At 51.5% G+C, this 25,618-nt stretch carries 19 protein-coding genes; all 19 read left to right on the plus strand.

From position 1 onward, the window contains the following. Window positions 1-59: 59 nt before the first annotated feature. The 19 genes from BLT66_RS16100 to BLT66_RS16190 all read left to right on the plus strand — a co-directional run bounded on the left by BLT66_RS16100 (window position 60) and on the right by BLT66_RS16190 (window position 25,477). Window positions 60-1,343 (plus strand): ABC transporter ATP-binding protein, encoded by a 1,284-nt coding sequence (locus BLT66_RS16100; protein WP_369821606.1) that lies wholly within the window; start codon window positions 60-62, stop codon window positions 1,341-1,343. A 38-nt stretch (window positions 1,344-1,381) separates the two neighbouring features. Further along, window positions 1,382-2,140 (plus strand): class I SAM-dependent methyltransferase, encoded by a 759-nt coding sequence (locus tag BLT66_RS16105; protein ID WP_092758892.1) that lies wholly within the window; start codon window positions 1,382-1,384, stop codon window positions 2,138-2,140. A 7-nt stretch (window positions 2,141-2,147) separates the two neighbouring features. Further along, on the plus strand, window positions 2,148-2,825 hold the full coding sequence (locus BLT66_RS16110) for an acetyltransferase (RefSeq protein WP_092759186.1): 678 nt from the start codon (window positions 2,148-2,150) through the stop codon (window positions 2,823-2,825). A 3-nt stretch (window positions 2,826-2,828) separates the two neighbouring features. After that, window positions 2,829-3,755: a glycoside hydrolase family protein gene (locus BLT66_RS16115; RefSeq protein ID WP_092758894.1), complete on the plus strand. Its 927-nt coding sequence runs from the start codon at window positions 2,829-2,831 to the stop codon at window positions 3,753-3,755. Continuing rightward, entirely contained in the window at window positions 3,752-4,717 is a 966-nt protein-coding gene (locus BLT66_RS16120; RefSeq protein WP_092758896.1) for a GNAT family N-acetyltransferase, read from the plus strand. The genes BLT66_RS16115 and BLT66_RS16120 overlap by 4 nt, the downstream gene beginning before the upstream one ends. 2 nt (window positions 4,718-4,719) lie before the next feature. Continuing rightward, complete coding sequence (locus BLT66_RS16125) at window positions 4,720-5,130, plus strand: sugar 3,4-ketoisomerase (protein WP_092758898.1); 411 nt, start codon at window positions 4,720-4,722, stop codon at window positions 5,128-5,130. Next, the gene (locus BLT66_RS16130) at window positions 5,127-6,224 is read left to right on the plus strand and encodes a DegT/DnrJ/EryC1/StrS family aminotransferase (protein ID WP_092758900.1); all 1,098 of its coding nucleotides are present in this window, start codon (window positions 5,127-5,129) and stop codon (window positions 6,222-6,224) included. Before BLT66_RS16125 ends, BLT66_RS16130 begins: the two co-directional genes overlap by 4 nt. Then, on the plus strand, window positions 6,225-10,403 hold the full coding sequence (locus tag BLT66_RS16135; RefSeq protein ID WP_092758902.1) for a rhamnan synthesis F family protein: 4,179 nt from the start codon (window positions 6,225-6,227) through the stop codon (window positions 10,401-10,403). Next, window positions 10,400-11,332, plus strand: a complete 933-nt coding sequence (locus BLT66_RS16140) for an NAD-dependent epimerase/dehydratase family protein (protein WP_092758904.1) — start codon at window positions 10,400-10,402, stop codon at window positions 11,330-11,332. Before BLT66_RS16135 ends, BLT66_RS16140 begins: the two co-directional genes overlap by 4 nt. A gap of 8 nt (window positions 11,333-11,340) precedes the next feature. Further along, window positions 11,341-12,324, plus strand: coding sequence for a glycosyltransferase family 2 protein (locus tag BLT66_RS16145; protein WP_255406957.1), 984 nt, complete (start codon window positions 11,341-11,343; stop codon window positions 12,322-12,324). After that, window positions 12,321-14,687: a rhamnan synthesis F family protein gene (locus tag BLT66_RS16150; RefSeq protein ID WP_092758908.1), complete on the plus strand. Its 2,367-nt coding sequence runs from the start codon at window positions 12,321-12,323 to the stop codon at window positions 14,685-14,687. The genes BLT66_RS16145 and BLT66_RS16150 overlap by 4 nt, the downstream gene beginning before the upstream one ends. Window positions 14,688-14,826: 139 nt before the next feature. Further along, window positions 14,827-15,228, plus strand: coding sequence for a Rossmann-fold NAD(P)-binding domain-containing protein (locus BLT66_RS16155; protein ID WP_255406959.1), 402 nt, complete (start codon window positions 14,827-14,829; stop codon window positions 15,226-15,228). Between the two features lie 223 nt (window positions 15,229-15,451). After that, window positions 15,452-16,483, plus strand: a complete 1,032-nt coding sequence (locus BLT66_RS16160; RefSeq protein WP_218922618.1) for a glycosyltransferase family 4 protein — start codon at window positions 15,452-15,454, stop codon at window positions 16,481-16,483. A gap of 23 nt (window positions 16,484-16,506) precedes the next feature. Continuing rightward, window positions 16,507-18,375 carry a hypothetical protein gene (locus tag BLT66_RS16165; RefSeq protein ID WP_143029233.1) on the plus strand — a complete coding sequence of 623 codons (1,869 nt, stop codon included), beginning with the start codon at window positions 16,507-16,509 and terminating at the stop codon, window positions 18,373-18,375. 163 nt (window positions 18,376-18,538) lie between these two features. Then, window positions 18,539-20,665 carry a hypothetical protein gene (locus tag BLT66_RS26495; RefSeq protein ID WP_143029234.1) on the plus strand — a complete coding sequence of 709 codons (2,127 nt, stop codon included), beginning with the start codon at window positions 18,539-18,541 and terminating at the stop codon, window positions 20,663-20,665. Continuing rightward, window positions 20,666-22,549: a glycosyltransferase family 39 protein gene (locus BLT66_RS16175; protein ID WP_092758916.1), complete on the plus strand. Its 1,884-nt coding sequence runs from the start codon at window positions 20,666-20,668 to the stop codon at window positions 22,547-22,549. Window positions 22,550-22,594: 45 nt separating this feature from the next. Then, window positions 22,595-23,803, plus strand: coding sequence for a protoporphyrinogen/coproporphyrinogen oxidase (locus BLT66_RS16180; protein ID WP_092759188.1), 1,209 nt, complete (start codon window positions 22,595-22,597; stop codon window positions 23,801-23,803). Between the two features lies 1 nt (window position 23,804). Continuing rightward, entirely contained in the window at window positions 23,805-24,491 is a 687-nt protein-coding gene (locus BLT66_RS16185) for a glycosyltransferase family 2 protein (RefSeq protein ID WP_092758918.1), read from the plus strand. A 26-nt stretch (window positions 24,492-24,517) separates the two neighbouring features. After that, the gene (locus BLT66_RS16190) at window positions 24,518-25,477 is read left to right on the plus strand and encodes a lysylphosphatidylglycerol synthase transmembrane domain-containing protein (RefSeq protein WP_092758921.1); all 960 of its coding nucleotides are present in this window, start codon (window positions 24,518-24,520) and stop codon (window positions 25,475-25,477) included. Window positions 25,478-25,618 lie beyond the last annotated feature (141 nt).

Raw genomic sequence — 25,618 nt, forward strand, 5'->3', positions numbered from 1 at the left:
AATGTTACGAAATTTATAACGCGCCAAGAGATCGACTAAAACAATTTCTTCTACCCCGCTTGCAGACCCTAATCGGTCGCGTGGTCAAGCAGTATTTTCGCGAATTTTGGGCAATCAAGGATTTATCGTTTGAAATCAAAAAAGGCCAAACAGTAGGAATTATTGGGCGCAATGGTGCCGGCAAGTCAACCCTACTGCAAATAATTTGTGGAACATTGACGCCAACGAGTGGATCGATTGAGATAAATGGCCGCGTCGCGGCTCTGCTGGAACTGGGTGCTGGTTTTAACGGGGAATTTACCGGTCGTGAAAATATTCAGATGTATGGCGGGGTTCTAGGACTGAGTTCTGAAGAGATAGCGGCACGCTTTGATGACATCACCGATTTTGCCGATATTGGTGATTTTCTGGATCAACCGGTCAAAACGTATTCATCGGGCATGTACGTCCGTTTGGCCTTTGCTGTGGTAATTCATGTGGATGCTGACGTGTTGATCGTTGATGAAGCATTAGCGGTGGGAGATATTGCATTCCAGGCAAAATGCATGATGGCGTTGAAACGCCTTATGGATGACGGGGCTACTGTTTTGTTTGTGAGCCACGATACTTCTAGTGTGCGAAACCTTTGCCAAAAGGTTTTGTGGCTGGATGCTGGAAAGTCCAAGGCTTTCGGCGATCCAGAAAAAATTATCGGAAATTATGTAGCGGAATCGCATTTAACGATAAATAGCCACCTGGCTAAAGTGCGTCCAGCAACGAATGAGCACGTGGCAACTGAAAACGCCAAGCTCAAAGATCCGTTGCTCTCTATGGAGCCGCATATCTCATTCGCCAAAGGCTGGCGTCGCTATGGAGATGGTCGAGCCTATATTAGAAATGTGTTTTTCTTGAATGAACAGGAAAAACCATTTGAGACGCTGCAACTGCACGAGAAATTTTTTATCAGGTTCTCGGTTTTTGCTGAAAGCTATATAGAGCGGCCGGTTTTTGGGTTTTCTTTTCGAGACCTAAAAGGTAATCAAGTCATCAGCTCTATGACCACCAACTACCGAAATTGTCACGTCCCTAGTCTGCCGGCCGGCCAGGCTTTCATCGTGGAAATTTCCGGTGAAAATGTGTTGGCACAAGGTACCTACACACTTACATTGGGTATGGAAAATATGGTTGAGCGAAATTTGGCACATGAATATATTGATGTTGTTGAAAATGCCATCACCTTTCAGAGTAGTTTTGGTAATGATGCTCACGATATTTTCCCTGGGCTAGTGTGGAAGCAGATGGAAATTAAAATTAAAAACGCAGGGGTGTCTTTGGTGTCAACTGATCATGTTGCGCTCACCTGAGTTTGTCTTGAATTTAACAAGAGATTTTTGGAATTTCCATGCCTAAGGACTATAAGTTTTTTGAATATCTGACATATGAAGATTTTCAGGCAATGGCGCTGAATCAAGAGTTATCTTCTTTTGAGAAAATAGGATTTCCTGATGCGTATCGCGATTTATACGAACAGCATATTTTTGAGGATTTGCAGTTAAAGCTGCCCGCCTTATTGCAGCGTGATTCGGTTATTTTTGATATTGGCTGCGGTTGCAGTACTCTGCCGAATCTGCTGACTCAGCGTGCAATTGAATTGAATCAAAAACTTATTTTGCTTGACTCGTTTGAAATGCTAAGTCAATTGCCGGAGAGTGGGTCGGCTTTGATCAGAAAATTTCCCGCCCGATATCCAGACTGCCCCGACCTTTTGGAAGAGTTGAAAGGGCGTGTCGACGCTGCTGTTGTTTATTCAGTCATCCAGTATGTGTTTGCCGAGGGAAACATATTTGATTTTCTCGATCAAACGCTTGAACTCTTGACCCCGGGTGGTCGAATTTTGATTGGAGATATACCTAATATCTCTATGAGGAAACGTTTTTTTTCCAGTGATGCTGGAATTAAAAGCCATCAAGATTTTACGAATTCAAATGATATTCCAAACATCGAATTCAATAAGATTGAAGCAAAGCAGATCGATGATTCAATCATGATGAGCATCGTACAGCGGGCGCGGGCTGCTGGATTTCATGCATTCTTATTGCCACAGGCAAAAAACTTGCCTATGTCAAATCGAAGAGAAGATATTTTGATTGTCCGACCGTGAGAACAACATGGTAAAAACAAAAAAACTGATCATCGTTGGCGACTCAGCTTTTGCCGAAGTAGCGCATGAATATTTTGATGCGGACTCTGAGTACGAGGTAGTAGCCTTTAGCGTCGAGCAGGCCTTTCTCAAGAACCAGGAAATGCGTGGTCTACCTGTCGTGTCATTTGAGAGCTTGGAAACCCGCTTCGATCCAAATACGCATGAGATTTACGTGGCCGTGGTGTATACCCAACTCAACCGCTTGCGTTCTCGGTTGGCGCAGGCTGCCAAAACCAAGGGTTTTAGGTTGGCGTCCTATGTCAGCTCTCGTGCCTTTGTCTGGAGAAATGTAAAAATCGGCGAGCATTGCTTTATCTTTGAAGACAACACAGTGCAGCCCTTTGTGTGCATTGGTGACAACGTTGTGCTCTGGAGTGGCAATCACATTGGGCACCATTCAAAAATTGGCAGTAACTGTTTTATCTCCTCGCACGTGGTGATTTCGGGTTTTTGCGACATTGGTGAAAATTGTTTTATCGGTGTCAATGCCGCCATTGCCAACAACGTCGATATTGGACGTGACAATTGGATCGGCCCCAGTTCGACCATTATGAAAAACACCGAAGCGGGTGCTTTGTTCGTGACGAAGCAGTCAGAGATGGCTAAGGTGTCGGCCCCGCGCTTTTTCAAGCTGAGGGACTAAGGTATGCGTTGGGAAAAAATGGGACTGGTTTACGGTCCTGACGGATCGTTACCGTGGGCCCAATCGCACGCGATGATTCCTACGCCAGTTACGTTGAATTCCGACGTCGTGCGGGTGTTCATAACGTGCTGCGATGCCCAGGGAATTAGCCGTCCTGGTTATGTCGATATCTCTGCACATGACCCCCTTAAGGTTCTGCGGGTGTCTGAGTCACCTTTACTCGATATCGGACAATCCGGCACCTTTGACGAAAATGGTGTCCTAGCTTGTTCCGTTATCAAGTTAGACGACGGACGAATGTTCATGTATTACGCGGGTTTTGAGTTGGGGACGAAAATCCGCTATCGGTTGCTCACTGGGTTGGCCGTCAGTACGAATAACGGGGAAACATTCGAGCGCTATTCGACAACGCCGATTTTGGAGCGAACCCCTGATGAGCTTTTTTTCCGCGGCGGCCCATGCTGTCTCTTTGAGGGGGGGCGTTTCCGACTTTGGTACGTCGCAGGCAGCACATGGACGAACATAGATGGCAAACCTATGCCAGTCTATGAAGTGCGCTATGCAGAATCTACTGATGGTATCCACTGGCCGTCCAAAGGTTGCACACAAATCGAAATTAGCGATTCTGATGAACATGGTTTTGGGCGCCCATATGTAAGCAAAAAACTTGATGGCAGCTATCAAATGCACTATTCGGTAAGACGCAGATCCTTGGCCGCCTATCGTCTTGGTTACGCGACTTCTCCCGACGGCAAAAGTTGGCAACGTCAAGACGAGCAGCTCAATCTTGATGTTTCGCCCTCGGGCTTTGATTCAGACGCCATCATGTACGCGGTGCCCTTCGAAATGGGTGGTGAGACCTATTTGTTTTACAACGGCAATAACTTTGGATCTCAAGGTTTTGCCGTGGCGCGCCTGGAGACCGCATGACGATCCAGGTGCGGCCTTTCGAGGCCAGGGATGCCGACGAATGGGATTCCTACTGCGGTCAAGCCTTGCAGGGAACCTTTCTGCATACTCGCCGATTTCTGTCCTATCACGGTGATCGCTTTGTCGATCAATCATTGATTCTCGAGCGCGACAAGAAATGGGTTGGTCTGTTTCCAGCGGCGTCTGACCCTGCCCATGGTGAATGCATCATTTCCCACCCTGGCATCACCTATGGCGGCCTGCTTCATTGCGGGCAGCTACAAGGGGCTTCTGCCATGGAGGCGCTGCAGCAAATTCAGGCCTATTACCGACAACAGGGCTTCCAGGAAATCTTGTACAAAGCCGTGCCTGCGATTTACCACAATGCACCCGCACAGGACGATTTATACGCGCTGTTTCGGTTGGGGGCGGTCAGGGTGCGTGCTGATCTCAGCTGCACAATCGATCTGCAGCAGCGGCTGCGAGTCAGTTCAAGACGAGGGCGCAGTCTAAGAAAGGCGCTTGCGGCCGGGATTGAAACGGCAGAGGGGCACATCTTTCTGCCTGCCCTTTGGGAGGTATTGGCTGACAATCTTCAGCGCAAACACCAAGCCGTACCTGTTCACAGTTTGGCGGAGATCAGTCTTCTCGCGGAGCGCTTTCCGCAAAACATCCGCTGCGTCGTTGCCCGTTGGCAGCAAAAAATCGTTGCTGGGGTGCTGTTGTTCAATACCCCCGGCGTGCACCACGCCCAATACATCGCCTCCAGTGCTGAAGGTTATCGGTTGTCTGCGCTCGATGCCATTTTTGACGACTGCATTAACACGGCCATCGAGGCCGGGTGTCGTTGGTTTGATTTTGGTACTAGCAATGAACAGGGCGGGACTATCCTGAACAATAGCCTGTATGAATTCAAGTCAGAATTCGGTGGAGGCGGTGTCGTGCATGAGTTTTATACATTGCGATCAGCTGAAGGATTTTGACCATGTCTATTCAACAATGTAATTTGATCGAACTTCCTAAAATCACTGATCCGCGTGGGAACTTGTCATTTATTGAAGGCGAAAAGCATATCCCGTTTGATATTAAGCGGGTTTTCTATTTGTATGACGTCCCCGGTGGGTCTGATCGCGGATCCCATGCGCACAAAACCTTGCATCAATTCATTGTCGCCATGTCGGGAAGTTTTGATGTGGTATTAGACGACGGCTACGAGCAAAAAAGAATAACGCTTAACCGATCCCATTATGGTCTTTATGTATGCCCCATGATTTGGAGCTTTTTGGATAACTTCTCGTCAGGCGCCGTCTGCATGGTTTTGACATCCGCATATTTTGATGAGGCTGACTACATTCGTGACCATACTAAATTTCTAGCCGAGGCCAAAAAAGCATGAGAGTTCCGCTGCTGAACATGAAGGCACCGCATGAAGAGCTGGCCGATGAAATGCAGACCGCGTTCACGCGGGTATTGAAATCCGGTTGGTACATCCTCGGCCAAGAGGTTTCAGCGTTTGAGGCCGAGTTTGCCGGGTACTGTGAGTCCCAGTACTGCGTCGGTGTCGGTAATGGCCTAGACGCTTTGCATTTGCTGTTGCGCGCTTACGATGTTGGCGCAGGTGACGAGGTGATCGTGCCGTCGAACACCTACATCGCCACTTGGTTGGCCGTTGAATATGCTGGTGCAACGCCTGTCCCCGTCGAGCCAGACGACCGAACCTACAATATCGACCCAGCCAAGATTGAGGCCGCCGTTTCGTCGAAAACCAAAGCCATCCTCGTGGTGCATCTGTATGGTCAGACGGCTGATATGGATCCGATCAATGCTATCGCTCAAAAGCACGGCTTAAAGGTCATAGAGGACGCGGCGCAAGCCCATGGCGCGAAGTACAAAGGTCGTCCTGCAGGCTCGCTGGGAGATGCTGCTGGTTTCAGTTTCTATCCGGGGAAAAATTTGGGGGCATTGGGGGATGCTGGGGCAATCACCACCAATGACGCCGGAGTTGCCGAAAAAGTCAGAGTGCTGGCGAATTACGGCTCCGAAATAAAATACAAAAACAGTGTGAAGGGATTTAATTCGCGCCTGGACGAGCTGCATGCGGCTTTTCTTCGCGAGAAACTGAAAGTTGTTGATGCATGGAATACACGGCGTGTATTGGCCGCTGAACGTTATATCCATGCGCTGCAAAAAACAGCCTTGAAGCTGCCATATGTGCCGGAGACATGCCAGCCTGTCTGGCATCAGTTTGTGATCGAAGCGCCGCAGCGCGATGCGTTGCAAAAATATCTCACTGACGCCCAGATCGGCACCTTGATCCATTACCCCATTCCGCCCCACCTGCAAGAGGCATATGCCTCTTCGGGATGGCGTCGTGGTGATTTTCCGCTTGCCGAGCGTATGGCTGAGCACGTTCTGAGCCTGCCCATGGGGCCGCATCTGGCGCCAAACGAAATTGACTACGTCTGCCAGAAATTGATTGATGCCATTTAAATGCAAGTCGTAGAACAGAGAAAAGGTCTGATTTCTGTACTGGAATCAAACGTACACGCTGGTGTTAAGAGAGGAGAGTTTGGGAAGGCACTTGAGGCCGTTCGAACCTTTGCAGAAGACATCATCTTCGACCCAGCGTCCGTGGCGAAGGTGTTTGTCAGTTCCGAGCTGGACTTCTTGTGCAAGCACATCGGAGAGACAAAAGCCAGAGGCTTGCTGACCCAACCGGTTCAGGGGGGAGTGGGCACGCTGATTCTGGCGAGCGAGATTTCGAAAGCCGGGGGGCACAACGAACTGATCAAAGATATCGTTCGGTTGCATCTCTTTGAGAACCCGGTCAGCCTTCTGCTGACTGACTGCTTTTCGCGAGTGGACTCAAAGCTTTGTGAGGACTTTTCGCTTGAAAATGGTCTTCCTGTGGAGGTGCTGTCTGGTCGAGACGAAGAAGAAAAATTTTCGAATATTCTTCAACTGATTTACTCTCGACCAATTAAAAATCTGGTTCTGCTCACCCACAATCAAGATGCCCTGGGTGTTGCGGCTGCCTTTGCCGCAAAGACGTCGGGTTGGGCCCAGGAGGTGGTGTTTGTCCACCATGGTGATCACCATTTGAGTCTGGGTGCTGCGACCACGGAGTTCATTCATGTGGACCCACATCAGATGGGGTATTTCCACTGCAAGAATGAGTTGGGCCATGCCCTAAATCACTATTGGCCCTTGACGGTCAATCTCAAGGCGATCCAGCCGCGAAACATTCCTTTTCTAAGCCAAGGCCGTCTGGTGACCTGTTCCAGCGGCCGGCCGGAAAAGTTCGAGCAGGGTGCGTACCTGTATGACTATTGGACGCTGATTCCGCAGTTGTTGGCTCGTAGCCAAGGCGTTCACGTGCACATCGGTGAATTGCACGCAGGGCAACACGAAAAACTACTCGCCAGTCTGGCGGATCAGGGCATACCTGCCGACCGTTTCATCCATGTACCTTGGGTTGACTCGATAGCCAATGCACTGGTAGCGCAGCGGGTCGATCTTTACATATCATCGTTTCCTCTCGGTGGGGGCAAGGCGACGCTGGAGGCAATGGCTTCGGGTACGCCTCTTTTGATGCACGAGAGCTACCGCTCGCGGTTTCACGGAGGCGTAGATATCGCTTATACCGGCGCCTTGGTGTGGCGCGACGAGGCAGAGTTTCTGAGCGCCATCGAAGGGCTCGATACCGACGTATTGCGCTTGCATTCTGCAATGGCGAAATCTCATTATGAGAAATTCCATGATGAGCATATCCTGGTCCGTTGTTGTGACTTCTCCCGCCCCGTCGATGCACAGCTGATTCCACCTCTGCGTGTCTACCGCGAAAATGTTTTTCAGCGCTTTCTAGACGAACTCAGAACCAAAGAGCTCGGGCTGCAATCCAAGCTGCGTTTGATTGATGCGCAGCGCGAGGAACTGGTCAAGTACGAAGTGCAATCGCAAACCTTGAGTGCGCAATGGGAGCAAGCGGAGCGGGGAGCGCGGGCGTTGGAGCTTGATCTGGGCATACAGCGCAGCCAGGTCGCACATTTGGAGAAACAAGCCGCAGCCATGGCAGATAGCATGCTTGCCGCCGAGGCCAAAGCACAGTCCGATGGCGAGCGTATTTATGGGCTGACCAGCGAGGTGTCGGCTCTGCGCAGTTCGACGAGTTGGCGCATCACGAAACCGATCCGAATGCTATCGGACCTACGAAAAAATCGTCCAATAATCTTAAATATTCGCCATTTGATTTCGCGGGCCGGGATTGCGCGTGGGTTCAAAATGCGAGTGAAACGTTATTTAGTGGCGGAAAAGAGCCTGCCACCAAATTTCGATGGCGCAACCTATCTGAAGTTGAATCCGGATTTGGCCGCGGCCGGTGTCGACGCGGGTGATCACTTTTTGCTGCACGGCCGCAACGAAGGCCGGCTCTGGGCACTCCCCGCGGTTGATTTTTCAAAGAGCCCGCAGTTCGTGACAGGACAGGAGGCCGTGCTTGTGGTGAGTCACGAGGCGTCGCGCACCGGAGCCCCTATCCTGAGCTTCAACTTGGTGCAATCGCTGGTCAGGAAGTACAACGTTGTGGCGCTGCTGTTAGGGGGCGGAGATCTGCTCGACGCCTTTAAGGCCACTGGCGCAACGGTTTGTGTCGCGCCCTCAGTGCGTGGTAATCCTTTTGTGGCGCATCATGTGGGCAGTCAGTTGTGCCGGGAGTTTGATTTCAAGTTCGCACTGGTCAATAGCATCGAATCGCGTTACCTGCTGCCGGTTCTGGCCGAGCATTTTGTGCCGACCATTAGCCTAGTGCATGAGTTTGCGTCGTACACCCGGCCCAAAAGTGCTTTCGGAGATGCCTTGTTCTGGTCGAGTGAGGTGGTGTTTTCCGCCAACGTAACTAAGGAAAATGCGTTCTCAACCTTTCCCGATCTGGATGCGGTGGCGGTCCATGTCATGCCGCAGGGCAAGTGCTTGTTGCCAGCTTCGGCGCAGGACGCCGCAGCGGAGCAGCAGGAGGCGACAAAACTACGCCGGCTGATACGGCCTGCGGGGCTCGATGAGGACACTCTGGTAGTGTTGGGCGCCGGTTTTGTGCAGTTGCGCAAGGGCGTGGACTTGTTTCTAGAATGTGCAGCACGTGTCCAGCGCCTAGCCGGAGCGCGCAAAGTTCGCTTTGTCTGGATCGGCAGCGGTTATGACCCGGACCATGACGTTGCTTATTCCGTCTACTTGCATGACCAGATCCGACGCGCCGGGCTAGAAAACCATGTCGCCTTTCTCGGTGAGACTTCTGCCATCGAGGCGGCCTACGACGAGGCTGATGTTCTGCTGCTGTCCTCTCGGCTGGATCCGCTGCCAAATGTGGCGATTGATGCCATGTCAGTCGGCGTGCCTGTGGTCTGCTTCGACAAAACCACCGGCATTGCCGACTTTCTGCAGGCCAGCGGACTGGCGGAAACCTGCGTCGCCGCTTACCTGGATACCGCCGATGCGGCCGAGAAAATTCTTCGTTTCTCTTCCGTGCCCGGTTTGCTCGAAAAGGTTGGTGCTAAATGCCGCGAAGCGGCCCTGCAGTATTTCGACATGGAGCGCTACGTTCAGAATCTTGAGGCGCTTGCCCATGCCGTTGGCCAACGCACTCTACGCGAAAAAAGTGACTACCAGGCTGTGCTTGCCGCAGAGGTGTTGCGCTCCGATGTGGCCTGTTACCCGGATGCGCTCCCGTCATCACAGTTAGCGCGTCGTTATGTGCGCGCCTGGGCCAGTGGCATCGGGCGGCGCAAGCCGTTCCCTGGGTTCCACCCGGGCATCTACCAGGAACGGCATGGCCTCGCCGTGTCCGGCGCGGATCCCTTGGCCGACTATTTACAGTCTGGTCAACCTGATGGAGCCTGGAGTTATCCCGTGATCACGCCTCTCGATGGGCCGATCACCGTGGCCCACGATGGCCTGCGGCTGGCACTGCACGTCCATGCCTACTATGTTGACCTGCTGCCGGAGATCATCCAGCGTCTGGGCCTGAACCAGCACCGGGCGGATTTGTTCATCAGCGTCAAAGATGAGGCGGCGCTCGAGCTGGCAAAGACCTATCTGGCGACCTATCCCGGCCGCGTGGCTGCGATGCGGGTGGTGCCAAACCGTGGCCGGGATATCGGCCCATTTTTGACGGACTTCCTGCCGGCAATACTGACGTCCTACGACCTGGTGGGCCACATCCATACCAAAAAGAGCAAGGATGTCAAAGACGAAAACATGGGGAAGACCTGGTTCCATTTTTTGATGGAAAACCTGATTGGCGGCGCCTCCGGGCCGATGATGGACATCATCGTCGACCGTTTGCAGAAAGATGCGTCCATTGGCATGGTCTTCCCGGACGACCCCTATATCACCGGCATCGAAAAGAATGGAGACATTGCGGTCGCCATCGGCAAGAACATGGGCATCTCCAACATTCCCATTCATTTTGTCTACCCTGTCGGAACCATGTTCTGGTCCAGAACGGCCGCTTTGAAGCCGATGGATGATCTGCAATTGCGTTGGGAAGACTATCCTGAAGAGCCGCTTCCTTACGACGGAAGTTTGTTGCACGCCCTGGAGCGCTTGGTCGCGCTGGCGTTGCCGTCTGGTGGCTGGAAAATCGCAGCCACGAACATCCACGGTGTATCACGATGAAGATTGCTATTTTTGGCGGCGGTGGATTCATCGGCTCTGCCATTGCGGACCGCCTGCTGCAGGATCGTCACGAACTACGTGTGTTCGAACGCCCTCGCGTAGCGCCGTATCGCGCTTTCGCTGCCGATGAAAAGGTGGAGTGGCTCACGGGCGACTTGATGAGTGTGCATGACGTCAGCACCGCCATCAGCGGCGTGGATGTGGTTCTGCACCTGGTGTCGACCACGTTGCCCAAAAGTTCAAACGACGATCCGATCTACGACGTGCAGAGCAACCTGGTGGCCACCCTCCAGTTGTTGAATGCAATGGTGGCGCAGAAGATCAAGAAGATCGTTTTCATTTCATCGGGCGGCACGGTCTATGGCAATCCAAGTTACCTGCCGATCGATGAAAAGCACCCAACAGAACCACTGGTGTCTTACGGCATCACCAAATTGGCGATTGAGAAATACCTCCTGATGTACCAGGGCCTACATGGCATCAAGGCCAACATCATGCGGGTGTCCAATCCCTTCGGCAATCGGCAGCGCGTGGAAACCGCGCAAGGAGCGGTGGCAGTGTTTCTGAGTAGGGCCATCCAGGGTCAGCCAATCGAGATCTGGGGCGATGGCAGCGTGTCGCGGGATTACCTATACGTCAGCGATGTGGCGGACGCCTTTGCCAAAGCGGTGACCTACGACGGTCCGAAATCCGTGTTCAACATCAGCTCGGGTCAAGGCACTAGTCTCAACGACGTCATAGGATTGATTGAGCAGGTATTGGGAACACCGATGGTGAGGAACTACCGCCCCGGGCGAGCGTTTGATGTGCCCGTCAGTATTCTGGACAACACACTGGCCCGCGACGAGTTGGGCTGGTCGCCAAAGATCAGCCTGAAAGAAGGTATTGTGCAAACGGCAGCGTACATGCGGCGTTTGATTGAGAAATGAGTGTTCCCATGCCTTTTAAGGCCTCCATCATCATCCCGACCAAGAATGCGGGTCTCCCCTTAAAGTCTGTTCTGGACGCCGTGCTGCGCCAGGAGATTGACGGTGCATTCGAGGTGCTTGTCGTCGACTCCGGTTCTTCCGACGGCACTGTCGAATTGGTTCGGCAATATCCGCAGATTCGGTTGATCGAAATCGAATCGCGCGAATTCGGTCATGGCAAGACGCGTAATTTCGCCATCAGCAACACAACGGGTGAGTTCATCGCCATGATCACCCACGACGCACTGCCCTTGCATTCCCGTTGGCTCGCCGAGCTACTCAAGACTGCTGAAGCCGACGCGCGGATTGCCGGGGTTTTTGGTCGGCATGTGGCCTACCCAGAGGCCACAATCTTCACACAGCAGGAGTTGGTGGCACATTTCCAGGTTTTTTTGGCGCGGCCCGTGGTGGAACTCGATGACCCGGTGCGCTATGCCAACGAAGAGGGCTATCGGCAGTATCTTTATTTCTTCTCGGATAACAATGCCTTGCTGCGACGGACAGTCTGGCAGGAAATCCCCTACCCCGAGGTAGATTTTGCGGAAGACCAGGCTTGGGCACGGTTGATCATCGAGGCCGGCTACCGCAAGGCTTATGCGCCCGACGCCGTCGTAGCCCACTCCCACGACTACGGCTTTGTCGAGCGCTTTCAACGCAGCTTTGACGAGTCATATGCGCTGCGTCGGCTGTTCGACTATCAGCACGGCACGGGCCTGCGGCATGCGCTGCGTGCCTTCGTCGGCCTCACTCTGCGAGACGTTCGTTTTGCCTACAGAACAAAACTCTACAAGAGCCACTGGCGACAAGTTGCTGCCATGCCTGTGAGTAATTTCATGCGCGTGATGGGATATTTCTTGGGGAGTCAGGGTTCTCGCATACCAAGACCGATACAGCGTTGGCTGTCAAGAGACCAGCGACTTCTGGCCATATCGTCTCTGAAACACGCGGAATGAACGTTGTACTGCGTAAGTTGTTGGTAGCCGTTCAATACCGTAGACAAAATGGTTGGAGTGCGTTGGCACGCCTTATCCACATGCGCTTATTGCACGAGAGCAGATTGTTCGGTAGGGTTTTTAACCCTCCAAAGATCGAAGTTACCGAGGGTAATTTTAAAAATGAGCGTGAGACTATTTTGATAGTCAGCCATGAGGCATCAAGAACTGGAGCTCCGATACTGAGCCTGAACATCGTTCAGCATTGCGTTAAGCACTACAACGTAGTCGCGCTTTGCCTAGAGCCAGGAATACTATCGGAGGCCTTTCGTCAGGCGGGGGCTATCACCATTATCTCGTCGGAGATACGGCGGCATTCGATGTTGGTCCAGCAGGCTCTAGAGGATCTATGTGGTCGGTTTAAATTCAAATATGCGCTGATTAACAGCATAGAGTCACGTGAAGTGTTGCCAGTGCTGGCCCAGCATTTCGTGCCAACAATCAGCCTGATCCATGAGTTTGCGTCGTACACGCGGCCGAGATCTGCATTCAGGGATACATTGTTATGGTCGACCGATGTAGTGTTCTCCGCTAGTGTCACCATGGAGAGCGCGTTGGCCGAATGTCCGGATTTTGGTAAGCGTGCGGCAAATATCTTGCCTCAGGGGCGATGTCTAGTGCCGGTCGGTGAGTTTGACGCAGTGCAACAGCAAGCCGAGAGTGCTCGTATTCGGCGGCTGATCAGGCCAGCACATCTAGCCAAAGACACTGTTGTGGTGCTGGGGGCTGGCTTTGTGCAGCTACGCAAGGGGGTGGATCTGTTCATCGAATGCGCCGCGCGGGTGCTGGGGTCACCAGACGGGGTGCGATGCCGGTTTGTCTGGGTCGGCAAGGGTTACGACCCGGAGCACGATGTGAGCTATTCGGTGTATCTGGCTGATCAGGTTCGGCGCGCCAATCTGCAAGATCACGTAGTGTTCATCGAAGAGACGACGGCCATCGAAGCAGCTTACGAAGAAGCGGACTTACTGCTACTGTCGTCAAGACTCGACCCACTGCCTAACGTTGCGATTGATGCCATGACGCACGCAGTGCCAGTTCTGTGCTTTGACAAGACGACCGGGATTGCAGACTTCCTCATCGAAAGTGGGTTGAAGGACGCTTGCGTTGCGCGATACCTAGATTGTGGGGAGATGGCTGAAAAAATTCGAGCTTTAGCACGAGCGCCCCAAGAGCGGGCGGCTGTGGCTGACCTCACGCGTATAGCGTCCAGTGCCTTCTTTCAAATGGGAAACTACGTAGCACGCTTGGAGTCATTGGCTCAAAACGTGTGCGAGCGCAACCGTCAAGAACAAGTGGACACGCAGACCATTTTGGACTCCGGGCTATTCCAGCGTGACTTCTGCTGCCCACCGCACGCACAGGGGCGAACGGTCGAAGCAGAAGTACGCGCCTATGTGCGAGCGTGGGCCAGTGGGATTGGCCGGCGTAAACCACAGCCCGGATTTCACCCCGGCATCTACCTGGAGCAGCACGGGTTGGCCGCGAAGACGTCCGACCCATTTGCAGACTATTTAAGAGCTGGTCGACCCGAGGGGCCGTGGCACTACCAGGTGATCGAATCGGGCTCAGCGCTGCGCCCAGTAATGATGGGGCAATCACGTGTGGCCTTGCATCTGCACGTGCATTATCCGGAGCTCCTCGTCCAGATTCTCGAAGGGTTGAAACACAACCACATCCGGCCGGACTTGTTTGTGAGCGTCAACTCTGAGGGGGTACGTGATGCGGTCATTCAAGAGTTAAAGGCTTATGCAGGGAGGGTGGTGGCGGTGGAGCTGGTGCCTAACCGGGGGCGAGACATCGGACCGTTGTTGACCACATTTGCATCGAAATTGCTGGGGCAGTACGACATCATCGGTCACTTACACACAAAGAAAAGTGCAGACGTGAAGGATGTGCGCATGGGGCAGTCGTGGTATCAGTTCTTGCTAGAGAACCTGCTCGGCAGCCCGGCGGCAGGATCGATGGCAGATACTATTTTGGCGTCCATGCAAGCAGATACCTCTATTGGTATGGTGTTCCCAGACGATCCGCACATTCTGGGGCTGACGGGGAATCGGCAGGAGACTGAATCACTCGCACTGAAGTTGGGTGTTCAGGTGCTGCCGGAGCACTTCAACTTTCCAGTAGGGTCAATGTTTTGGGCTCGAACGGCAGCGTTGGAGCCGCTAATGCAATTTGGATGGAGTTACGCGGACTACCCGGAAGAACCCTTACCCTACGACGGCACAAGGCTGCACGCGGTAGAGCGGTTGTTTGCTTTGGGACTGGCTCCGCTGCGGTTGCGCAGTGCGAGCAGCCACGTGACGGGCCTGACGCGATGAAGATCGCAATCTTTAACAGCGGAGGCTTCACTGGATCCCCGATCGCGGACCGGCTACTTCGCAATGGGCATGCGTTGCGCATCTTTGAGCGGCCCCATGTGGCGCCATACGGAGTGTTCACGACGGGCGAGGAGGCGAAGTGCTGAATGACGACCTGATGAATGTGCACGCCGTGGGTACGGCCATCGATAGAGTTGACATAGTGCGACACGTCGTCTCGACTACGCTGCCCAAGAATTCCAACGACGATCCAATCTACGACGTGCCGAGTAACTTGGTAACGACGCTGCAGCTGCTTAATGCGATGTTGCACTACTTGAGGCAGCGCTGCGTATTCAACATCAGCTCAGAAACAGAGACCAGCCGGCATACGTTGATTTATATGCAGGAGAAGGTGCTACAGGTGCAACGGCGCTACCTGCCGGGACACCGGTTCGATGTACCGATGAGTGTGTTGGACAACAATTTAGCGACTAACCAGTTGAGGTGGGCACCAAAGGTGACACTCGATGACAGGATCACCGGACCGCTGCATACATGAAACAGCTTTTAAGAAAATGAGCGCCGCCGCCAATATGTCGAGAAAATTAGTGCAAGCCGTACGGTATGGTCAACAGAATGGGTGGGGCGCGTTAACCCGTCTTCTTCGCAGGCGCCTTAGTGAGGGAGGCATGTTCTTAGGTAAGGCTTCAGTGACCCGTCCTTACGACGAGTTGTTGGGGGCGGTTTTTGGATTGGAGTCGTCAGCACAATGTGTGCCTCCGATGACCATCAACTGGTTTATTCCTCCCGTTGGCAAGGGATCGGGTGGGCACCTAAATATTCTTCGATTCATCAAGAATTTAGAGGATTTAGGTTACACAAATCGGATTGTCATCGTAGGCCAACCATCACCACCTTCAGCCGCAGTCGCGAAGCGGGATATCGAAAAATGGTTCTTCCCCCTTAAGGCCTCGGTGCATCTCGGGGCCGATGATGCTACGCCAGCAGCATATTTTGCAATGGCCACATCCTGGCAGACGGCTTACTACGTCAGACGCTTTCAATCTTGTAAGCAGAGATGTTACTTCGTGCAGGACTACGAACCGTGGTTCTACCCCGCAGGCAGTAACGCGATGCTCGCGGAGGCTACGTACCGCTTTGGCTTTGCGACCTTCACTGCAGGTGACTGGCTCGCGCAGAAGTTGCACAAAGAGCACGGCGCTCGTACACGCTCTATTGGGTTCTCATACGATCGTGATTTATATCGCCCTATGCCAGAGCTACGCGGTGGCGATGGCTTTCACCGAGTCATGTTCTATGCTCGTCCACCGACACCTCGTCGTGCATTTGAGTTGGGCATTCTTGTACTAAGAGATGTGGCAAAGCGAGTGCCGCAAATGCGGGTTGTGTTGGCAGGATGGGACGTGAGGGGTTATGACATCCCTTTTCCTTGCGAGTACGCCGGGTTGGTGGAGATCGACAAACTACCCGCGCTGTACGCGCGCTGCGACGCGGCTTTGGTTCTCTCCTGCTCTAATCTTTCTCTACTGCCGCTCGAATTGATGGCGTGTGGTGTGCCTGTCATTAGCAATCGTGCCCCCTATACGCAATGGTTGCTCAACGATGAAAATGCCAAACTGGCCGACCCAAACATCCAGAGCCTGGTAGATGCCGTGGTGGAGGTGCTGGAAACGCCGGCCGTGGCGCAGCGTATACAGCATGCCGGCACAGCGTTTGCGGAAGCCACCTCCTGGGAGCGCGAAGCAGCCCGAATGGCCGAAGGGCTGGCTGAACTGGCGGGTAAACAGCCATGACGCGAAAAAGAATACTCTGGGCCGTGTTGCTGCTCCTGATGGCCTTTCGGCTCTATCTGACGGGCAACCGGGACATCCTGGCGCTGAACGCCCCACATGACGAATTTTGGTACGTAGATACCGCGTTCAACCACATCTGGCGGGGTTCTTATAGTGAGATGAAACTGATCCATCTGCCCACCTACGCGGTCTGGCTGATGGGGGTTGATCTCTTGGGTATTCCTGCCCGACTGGCGATCGACCTTGCCTGGCTCGTGGCCTGCGGGTATCTCGCGTATGCGTTGCGTCGGCTGACACAGGTAACCTGGACGGCCGTGGCGCTATTCATCTTTCTAACCTTTCACCCCTACATCATTCGCATCTTCGACCGCGCCCTGGCGGAGACGCTCTTGACGGTGTTGTCGACAGCAGTGCTGGCGGCGGGCATGGAACTGTGGAATCGCCGCCAGGAGGGGCCGTCGGCGGCACGCCGCTGTGCAATGGTGGTCTACGGGGTCGGTTTCGGTACGGCGTATCACACACGTTCAGAAGGTGCCGTCTTGCTGGTGCCGCTGGGGCTGCTGGCCCTCTGGTCCTTGGTTGACCGGTGGAACTGGTGGTTGCAAGCCTCTCGTCACAGCTTGCTGATACCGCTACTTGGGCTGCCGCTGCTGGCAACCGTGCTGCTGGGTCTCGGCTTTTCGGCGGCAAACTATGCGAAATGGGGTATCTGGGCCAGTCAAGAGCTGGACGCACCGGGCTATAAGAGTGCCATGACAGCATTGAACAGCATCGACACAGGTCCCACGCCGAAACAGATCACAGTCACGCAGGAAATGCTAGGACTCGGCTTCCAGGCAAGCCCTACCCTACGGGAACTGCAACCTGCAATGACGGGTGCCACGGGCCAACAATGGGTTGCGATCGCCAGCCCTTATGTGTCTGTGAAGGGGGAGATCGCGAACGGATGGTTCTACTGGGCCTTGCGGGATGTGGCGGCGCGCAGTGGCTGGCATGCCTCAGCGGCATTGGCCGAGCGCAAGTACGCGGCAGTGGCCGCAGAGTTGCAGCAGGCCTTTGCCGATGGGCGCCTAAAGAAGCGATTCGTGCTTTCATCCTTTATCGACCCGGACATCAAGAAATGGGCACCGGACTTGCCGGCTTCGCTACGCCGGATTCTGCTGCTGATCATTCGTCCTGCCGCCGAAAATCTAGAAACTCCGACGGAAAACGCCAGTCCGGCGCAATTTTCCCAGTACGTGGCCGTGACCGGCCGTAGGGGACCAGCGCTGGCGGCCACAGTGGGCGGCTGGGTGGTTGCGCCAGCAGGAAGTCAGGTCGGCTTAGATGCTGAAGGCGGAGCGATCCTTTGGCAGAAATTGATGGCGCCTCGCAGCGACGTGCCCGGCGCCTACGGCTTTCTGGTTTCGGCACAAGGGTTGAAGGTGCCAACAGCCCTGCATCTGCAGACATCCGATGGCACAGATCTGTCCGTCATGTTGTCGTCCTTACAAGCTGGGCGCGTGACCGAGCTGACACCAACGGGCTCCTATGCCGGCCTGCGGGTTGGAGTCGATCGCCTTGAAGTCACTGAATTGCGACAGCGAGGGGAGCGTTTTCTCAAACGCATCGGCGAGTGGTATGTCGGGTGGCACTATCTGCTTTTTGCCACTTCGGTAATTGGGAGTGCCATCTGGTTGGTCCGACGCAACCAATCTGCAGAGTCTATGGTGTTCATACTGTTGGTCGCAGCGATCTTAGCGCGTGTTGGATTGTTTGCCATTCTGGATGCCAGTTCATGGAGCGGAAGCCAACCACGGTATATGTTACCGATTTTCCCGCTTGCAGGTGTTGCAGGATTTCTAGGGCTGATCGGCTTATCCAGACTTCTTGCTCGGATGTTGAGGCGTTGACTTCAGCACATCTGCGTTGAATATAAAAATAACCAATCGAATGATTAATCTAAAGAATTTTGTTTTAGGGCCATTTGGGCAAAAAGAGACCCAATATGGAAATATATTGTTGACGCTCTTAGGAGGCCTTTTGATCACGGCGTGCCTGAGGAACGCTGTGGTAATGTTTGATGATGTATATATCCCCAGGAACTATGCTTTGTTGGTGGGAGAGCATGGCCGAATCAAGACGGCTGCCATGCTGTTTCTTGGTGCGGATTTGTCTCGGGAGTATCGAACTTACGGGCTTTCCAGATTGATACAATTTCTGCTATGGAACTTTGTAGGCGCTCGGAGTTATGTCTATCCATTAATTATTGGTGTTTCACAATGTTTGACGGCTGTGATGTTACTTTCTATTTTGAGAGTGCGTAACGTTACAGAGCCTGTGGCAAATTTTATTGCAATAGCCTGGTTACTTTCGCCTTTTTCGGTGACGTCAGTTTTTCATTTTTACACCTATTTGATCCTGCCATTTCAGCTAGTTGTGGCGACGGTTTTTTTATCTGACCACCCTGGTCGATTCCGGTATCAAAAGCTTGTATTCTGTGTTCTGGGTGTCGCGTGCGCCCTGACTGGAGAGCTTCACATTCCGGTTGTTTTATTATTATTTTCATATTTTTCTTTTTTCTCCCCCGATCGACGCCGTAGGATATTGTTTTTGATAGCATTATGTTCTTTTGCCGCTGCTTTAGCCGTGCATCGAACTCTTTGGGTGTTATTTTTTCAAAACATCGATGCCAAGCAAAGATTTAGCTTGACGCTGGGAAATACAGCCATTTCTGAAGTGCCATGGATCAGTTTTGCGATTGGAAAATCAATCTTATCAGCCGGCCTGCAACAAATCGATGCGATATTTGATTCGGGAGTCAAATCTGGCCTGCTATTTGGTGCTTTGTTTGGTTTGATTTTTTGGGCCTCTCAGCGTAAAGCAATGCCCCGAACGGATCACGAAATGAATGGATTTAGGATTGCAGCGGTTGCTTTTGTATTGGGTTTTGCATGCATTGTGGTTTATTTTGTTCTCGCCACGTTCTTGGGAGATCGACTCTATGAAATGCCGAGGCGATACGGCTATGTATCGTTGACCTTGATTTTCATCTCGGTCGTTGTATTTATCGGAGAAACTTTGAGTCTACTCTCTTGGCCAACCATGCATGCGAGGCCAATTGTTTATGCACTGCTTGTCGGATTGATGGCGACAATTAGTTTTCAGCTGCAAGCCGTCGCGCTCAAAAGAGAGAGAGCAATCGACAGAGGAATAGTTTCAGAAGTTCTCAGAGGGCGAGGTGAGGATTCGGCTGCTGGAAATTCCGAAAAAACGGTTCTCTTTTTTGTCGCAAGCGATCCAAAGTATTGGGCGGATGAAGGTAATCCTACTGCAATAGGGCCAAAGACGGACAGTGTCTTACGTCGGGAATTGCTCGAGTCGCCTTTTGGGGTTTTCTGGACTGCGAAGTCATACGCCGTGGATTTTCTGGGCTTTAAATACTCCGGAATGACATCCGGTTGCCAAGTTTCAAGCGCTGCAGAGCCGAATCACATTCTATTATGTGACTCCAATTGGGCTTATCCATTTTCCAAAAATGAAGTGTCAACTCGTGATGCCATCGTGATCGCTAATCTAGGATTAGAAAAATTTGATCCTGAAGGAAAAAATATCAAGATTTTTCAAAGCTTCGATGATTTTAGGCCCAATGATTTCTCTAGACGGATAGATCGAAGTCCATTGTTATCTTCGGGGGTAGTCGCCAACGAAATTTCTATTGACCTTGGAAGGGTTTCTCAATCGGTGCTAGCGGACGGTTTTATTTTCCCGGATAAAAAAATGAGGGACCCCAATCCCAATAGAGTTAATTGGATCAGCAATTATGGATATATTGAGGGAGATGACTCCATCTACAGTCATCCAGATATTCGTCATGACTTGGTGACATATAAGACGAATCGTAATGGATCGTTTGCTTATGGAGTTGATTTTGCAATGCCGATGGCGGTCGAGGTTAGCCTTGATTTCTGGGAGCAGTGGGGAAGGCAACCTGGCGAGCGCTTGTTCGACTTGCAGGTCAAATGGGGTGATGGTGCTTGGGCGGATGTAGATGTCATTGATCTAGCCAAGATCAACGGTAATCGGCCATTTGCAATTGTTCTTGGGAAAAAGGGCGTGACCTCTTTTCAATTTAGATTGAGGTCTCTGGCTGGAAGCAAAGATGTTCCAGTCATTCAGAATTTAAGAATACGGAAGATCTGAATGAAAAAAGGCGGCGTTGAGCGTTTTAAGGGCGCTGAATTAAATTTTTCGTTGAAGTGGAAACTATTGTCGGGAGTATTCGCAATTGCTTTCTTTGTCTTTTCCATGCATTGGTCGGTTCTTGATAACTCACCACCTGCGTGGGATCAAGGGCATTATCTTTACCAGGCAACATTTCTTCACAAGGTGTTCGTTGAGAAAGGGTGGACTGATTTCTTAAGTGCAGCCTTTAACATCGATCCAGGGCGGGTGCCCTTGATTCTTTTGGTCGTTCAGCCTTCTTTTTATTTCTTCGGCCCATCTTTGGATGCCGCCGTCTTCAGTATTAACCTGTTTTGGTTTCTGCTAGTTTGGGCTCTTTTGGGAGTCATGCGTGAAGTGCTCGCCGAGGGGGACTCTGCCAAAGCTGGTTTTTTTACGCTCTTGTTGGTGGGCGTTTATCCAATGACTATTATGCTTTTGCATAATTTTTTGGTTGAAATTCTGGTGGTTTCTTTTGTGTGTGCCTCGATCTACTCTGTTTTGATGCTCAATCGAAAGGAGACTTCTAGCTGGTCTCTCATTATCGGAATTTTTGTTGGGTTAGGAATGCTGACTAAGGTCACGTTTGTGGTCTTCGTTTTTCCATCTATCTTGTTGACGGCTTGGAATATTTTTCGGAGGAACTCGCTTCGTCGATTTTTCCGCTTACTTTTTCCTGGATTGTTTGTCGGGCTCTTGATTGCGGGTCCGTATTATTTTTTTAATCTTAGGGAAATTCTGAGCCTGACGACACATTTGTCCTCCAAAAATTTGGCAAAAATGTATGGCTTTGGTGAAATTTTTGATGTTTGGACAATAATCAATTATTGGCATTCCATTTTCCTTTCGCCTGTGTTCTTGGTGGCAATAGTTTCTTTTTTTCTGTTGAAGGGACGCCTGGGGAAGATCTTTAAAGGCAATTATGAAAAATTGGTTATTTTGCTTTGGTTTTCTATTCCTTTTGTTATGGCGACCTTTGGGGAAATCAAGGATCCTAGGTATTTGTATCCTGGTTTGATTCCAGTTTTTATCGTGTCGGGAATGATATTTGCCAGCCTTGGGTGGTCGCGCTTTGTTGTTTTAGGATTTGCCGTGGTGTCGACTTTTCCCGGATATTTGTTCAGCAATGCTGTCCTGAGCAAGCATCAATATTCAAGAGTCGCAACAATTTCAGGCCTCTCGTTCTTGGCGGAGCCAGATTCTTCGCCGGATGGAAGGGACTGGCGCGTAGGTGAATTGGTTCAAAAAATAAAAAAAGCTGTTAATGGTGTTACGGATAATGACAAGATATTTTTCCTTGGTGGCAATAGGTACTACCATCTGCGGCTTCTGGATTACTATGGCTTAATCTTTAATTCTCCATTTAAATACCAGACCTTGCCGTATTATGCGGATCCTGATATGTCGGAGGCGCGTGCATTAGAATATATCAATACCAGCCAGAGTTTAGGTGTTCTTTATAAAACGGGTGAAAACTGGCCGGAATTTTCGTCAAGATTGGATTCAGCAATCGTTGCCGCTTTGAGGGGTGATTCTCGTTATATTGCAGAGGATTTAGGTATAGATCAGCCTGATGGGAGTAGGTTTTATTTATTTAAAAACAAGGCATTTATCCTAAAGCCAATTACCTCTCCAGATGAGATTACGGCCAAATGGTTGGTGGGTGGAGGCATCGCTGAAATCGCCAGGAGAGATGGAGATTTTCTTACCATCAGAACGGAAACTGGTGCAGAAGGATCGGCGCTTTTGCGAGACGGCGCTATTCATGTTAAAGACTGGGGTGTAACAGGCCAGCTCACTGCAGATGCCGCATCGATTCGATGGAGCAATGGCTCTATTTGGAGAAGGGCGTCTGCTGAGTAATGGCGCGCTATGCCATACAATCGCAAACTTTTTTTGTTCGAAATTATGAAAAAAATCAAATATTTAATTCTTGGTGCTGGCCCAAGCGGCCTGACACTTGCACATTCACTGGTTGACGCTGGTTGTCCTTTAGACCAGATCCTTGTTGTCGAGAAAGAAGCTGTGGCAGGCGGTCTATGCCGGTCTGAAACGGTGGACGGCGCTCCACTGGACATTGGCGGCGGCCATTTTCTGGACCTGAAGCGCAAAGAGGTACTGGACTTCGTGTTCCGCTTCATGCCGCGTGAAGAATGGGATCTGTACGACCGCGTATCGAAAATCCGCATTCGGGATGTTGAGGTGGATCATCCGCTGGAAGCCAATCTGTGGCAGCTACCTACCGAGGTGCAAGCCGATTACCTAGAGTCCATTGCGCAGGCCGGCTGCATTCGTGGGGAAGCGATGCCTGAGTCTTTCGCCGCATGGATCAACTGGAAGTTGGGCGATCGTATTGCGCAGGAATACATGCTGCCCTACAACCGCAAAATCTGGTCGATGGATCCAGATGCGCTGGGTACTTACTGGTTGTACAAGCTTCCCAATGTTTCTTTCCGCGAAACCTTGTTGAGTTGTCTTGAAGGCAAGCCAATGGGGGCATTGCCTGCACACGGTACATTTTTGTACCCCAAGAAATTCGGCTATGGTGAAGTTTGGCGCCGGATGGGGGAAGCGCTGGGAGATTCTCTTGTCACCAATTGCCCTGTGGAAAGCATCGATCTGGCGAACCGTACTGTCAATGGACGTTGGCAGGCTGAAACAATCGTGTCTTCCATTCCGTGGACGTTGTGGACGAAGTACTGCGCTATTCCTGAGGACGTCAATGCCGCAATCTCTTCTCTGAAGAATGCACCTATCGACGTCGATTATCATCAGGAGACGTTGGATAGCAAGGCGCATTGGACTTACGAGCCAGACGAATCGGTTCCGCACCATCGCTTGCTGCTCCGATCCAACTTCTCGACGGGTGCGCGCGGCTACTGGACGGAGGCTAACGCTTCACGTTCAACGGCAGCCCAGGGGCCTCGCTTCCACAACGAGTTCGCGTATCCCATCAATACGCTCGGCAAGCCCGAAGCGGTTGAGAAGGTTCTGACGTGGGCGAAAGCCAATGGTGTGATCGGACTTGGCCGTTGGGGCCGCTGGGAACACATGAATTCCGACGTCGCTGTGGCCGAAGCGCTGCAGATGGCCAATCAACTAAAAACTGGGTCGTAGTGTGAAAATTTCTTTGTGTTTGATAGTTTGGAATGAGTTGCAGGGTTGTCAGGCTGACGTACCCAATCTACCAATTAGTGAGTTCGATGAAGTGTTTGCGGTTGATGGGGGCAGTACCGACGGCACCGTTGAATACCTGGAAAGCCAGGGCATTAAGGTTCATCGTCAACCCAAGCGTGGATTGAATGCCGCGTATGTTCATGCAAATGAAGTGGCAACAGGGGACGCGGTAGTCGTATTTTTCGCAAAGGGCACACTGCCGACGGGAGACCTGCTTAAATTCAGGCCGCTTTTTGACAAAGGCAATGATCTCGTGATCGCCAGTAGGCAACTACCGGGATCTGTGAACGAAGAAGATGCGCACTTTTTCCGTCCACGTAAGTGGGCAGTTATGGGTCTTGCAGCTGCCGCCGCGTTGGTTTGGCGTCGTGAAGGTCCGTGGGTGCGAGACGTATTGCATGGATTCAAGGGCTGGAAACGCGAGGCCTTTAAACGGATGAAAATTCTCGATGTGGGGCTGTCAATCGACATCGAAATGGTGGTTCGGTCTTACAAACTCAGAATTTCGCGTATTGAGTTTCCAACCCGAGAAATCTCACGAGGTTACGGCGAGACGCATTTCAAGATATGGCCGACGGGTAAGCGCTTGCTGGCTTATTTGTGGTTTGAACTGCGACGACACGCTTAAGGAAGCATGTGAATAAAAAGCCTAACATGTTTCGTAAAATTGTAAACTCCATCTGGTTTAAGTTGACGATTGCAATTTTGATTATTGGATTATTAATTTATTTCAATCGCATTGATATATCTGTAATCATTGCATTAACCAAAACCTGGCCATGGCTCGTGGGCGCACTGTTGCTGACTTTACCGCCATTCTGGATTGTCTCTTATCGCTTCAAGATCATACTTTCGAGCCAGGGCATTGATGTTTCTCACCCTCAAGCATTGCGCTGGACAATGATCGGTTCTTTTTTTGATCTTGCCATGCCAAGCTCCAATGGGGGCGATTTTGTGAAGGCTGGTTATGTGGCAGAACATGTTGGTGCAGGCATGCGAACCCGTGCAGTCATGGCTGTAGCAATAGATCGCGTTGTAGGTTTATTGGGGCTTTTTTTACTTGCTGCGATAGTTAGTGTCATCGGATGGAATTTATTGGTAGACCTGCCTTCTCGTATTTTAGTGGTAGGCCTCTCATTTTTAGCTGGAATTGGTCCCTTGATTTTTCTCCGGATTGCTGGAGCACGCCGTCTTTACAACAGCAGTCGCATTAACCGTTGGTTGATGGCACATTCGTGGGGACTTCGTTTAAAGCAAATGATTGGCTCCTTCAATGCATTACGCGAAAACCCTAGGATACTGATTGCAAGTTTAGCACTTTCTATTTTGAACCATATTTTTTGGTGTACTGCATTGCTTTTTATTGCTTATGCAGTCGGAGACATCGTAAATCCATTGAAAGGATTTATAGTTTTCCCACTCGCCATATTTGGTGGAATTTTTGGTGTTGCCGGGGGTTTTGGCTTGGGGACTGCAGCATTTGATTTTTTGCTGTCACATTTATTGCTTATTCAAAATGGGGCCGTTATCGGCCTGCTTTTTCAAATCATCGGGGCACTTTCCCGGCTACTCGGTCTACCGTACTTTCTAAAAAGTCACCATATCCCACATTAGTGGCTTAGTGGAGCACCAGTTCTATGAAGAAAGTAGTTTCTTTATTTCAAAAGCATTAGCTTGATAGCATCCGAAGCATCTAGCGGTTAAAATTTCAGGCTAAATTTAGCCGCCCTCCCGGCCGTTGCCGCACTTTAAAAA

It is taken from the genome of Rhodoferax sp. OV413, assembly GCF_900104385.1.
Lineage (GTDB): Bacteria > Pseudomonadota > Gammaproteobacteria > Burkholderiales > Burkholderiaceae_C > Rhodoferax_B.

What these genes read in the sequence shown, in the direction of transcription:
- BLT66_RS16105 (WP_092758892.1), top strand. Translation starts at nt 1,382, where the DNA reads ATGCCTAAGGACTATAAGTTTTTTGAATATCTGACATATGAAGATTTT.
- BLT66_RS16110 (WP_092759186.1), top strand. Translation starts at nt 2,148, where the DNA reads ATGGTAAAAACAAAAAAACTGATCATCGTTGGCGACTCAGCTTTTGCC.
- BLT66_RS16115 (WP_092758894.1), top strand. Translation starts at nt 2,829, where the DNA reads ATGCGTTGGGAAAAAATGGGACTGGTTTACGGTCCTGACGGATCGTTA.
- BLT66_RS16120 (WP_092758896.1), top strand. Translation starts at nt 3,752, where the DNA reads ATGACGATCCAGGTGCGGCCTTTCGAGGCCAGGGATGCCGACGAATGG.
- BLT66_RS16125 (WP_092758898.1), top strand. Translation starts at nt 4,720, where the DNA reads ATGTCTATTCAACAATGTAATTTGATCGAACTTCCTAAAATCACTGAT.
- BLT66_RS16130 (WP_092758900.1), top strand. Translation starts at nt 5,127, where the DNA reads ATGAGAGTTCCGCTGCTGAACATGAAGGCACCGCATGAAGAGCTGGCC.
- BLT66_RS16135 (WP_092758902.1), top strand. Translation starts at nt 6,225, where the DNA reads ATGCAAGTCGTAGAACAGAGAAAAGGTCTGATTTCTGTACTGGAATCA.
- BLT66_RS16140 (WP_092758904.1), top strand. Translation starts at nt 10,400, where the DNA reads ATGAAGATTGCTATTTTTGGCGGCGGTGGATTCATCGGCTCTGCCATT.
- BLT66_RS16145 (WP_255406957.1), top strand. Translation starts at nt 11,341, where the DNA reads ATGCCTTTTAAGGCCTCCATCATCATCCCGACCAAGAATGCGGGTCTC.
- BLT66_RS16150 (WP_092758908.1), top strand. Translation starts at nt 12,321, where the DNA reads ATGAACGTTGTACTGCGTAAGTTGTTGGTAGCCGTTCAATACCGTAGA.
- BLT66_RS16160 (WP_218922618.1), top strand. Translation starts at nt 15,452, where the DNA reads ATGACCATCAACTGGTTTATTCCTCCCGTTGGCAAGGGATCGGGTGGG.
- BLT66_RS26495 (WP_143029234.1), top strand. Translation starts at nt 18,539, where the DNA reads ATGTTTGATGATGTATATATCCCCAGGAACTATGCTTTGTTGGTGGGA.
- BLT66_RS16175 (WP_092758916.1), top strand. Translation starts at nt 20,666, where the DNA reads ATGAAAAAAGGCGGCGTTGAGCGTTTTAAGGGCGCTGAATTAAATTTT.
- BLT66_RS16180 (WP_092759188.1), top strand. Translation starts at nt 22,595, where the DNA reads ATGAAAAAAATCAAATATTTAATTCTTGGTGCTGGCCCAAGCGGCCTG.
- BLT66_RS16190 (WP_092758921.1), top strand. Translation starts at nt 24,518, where the DNA reads ATGTTTCGTAAAATTGTAAACTCCATCTGGTTTAAGTTGACGATTGCA.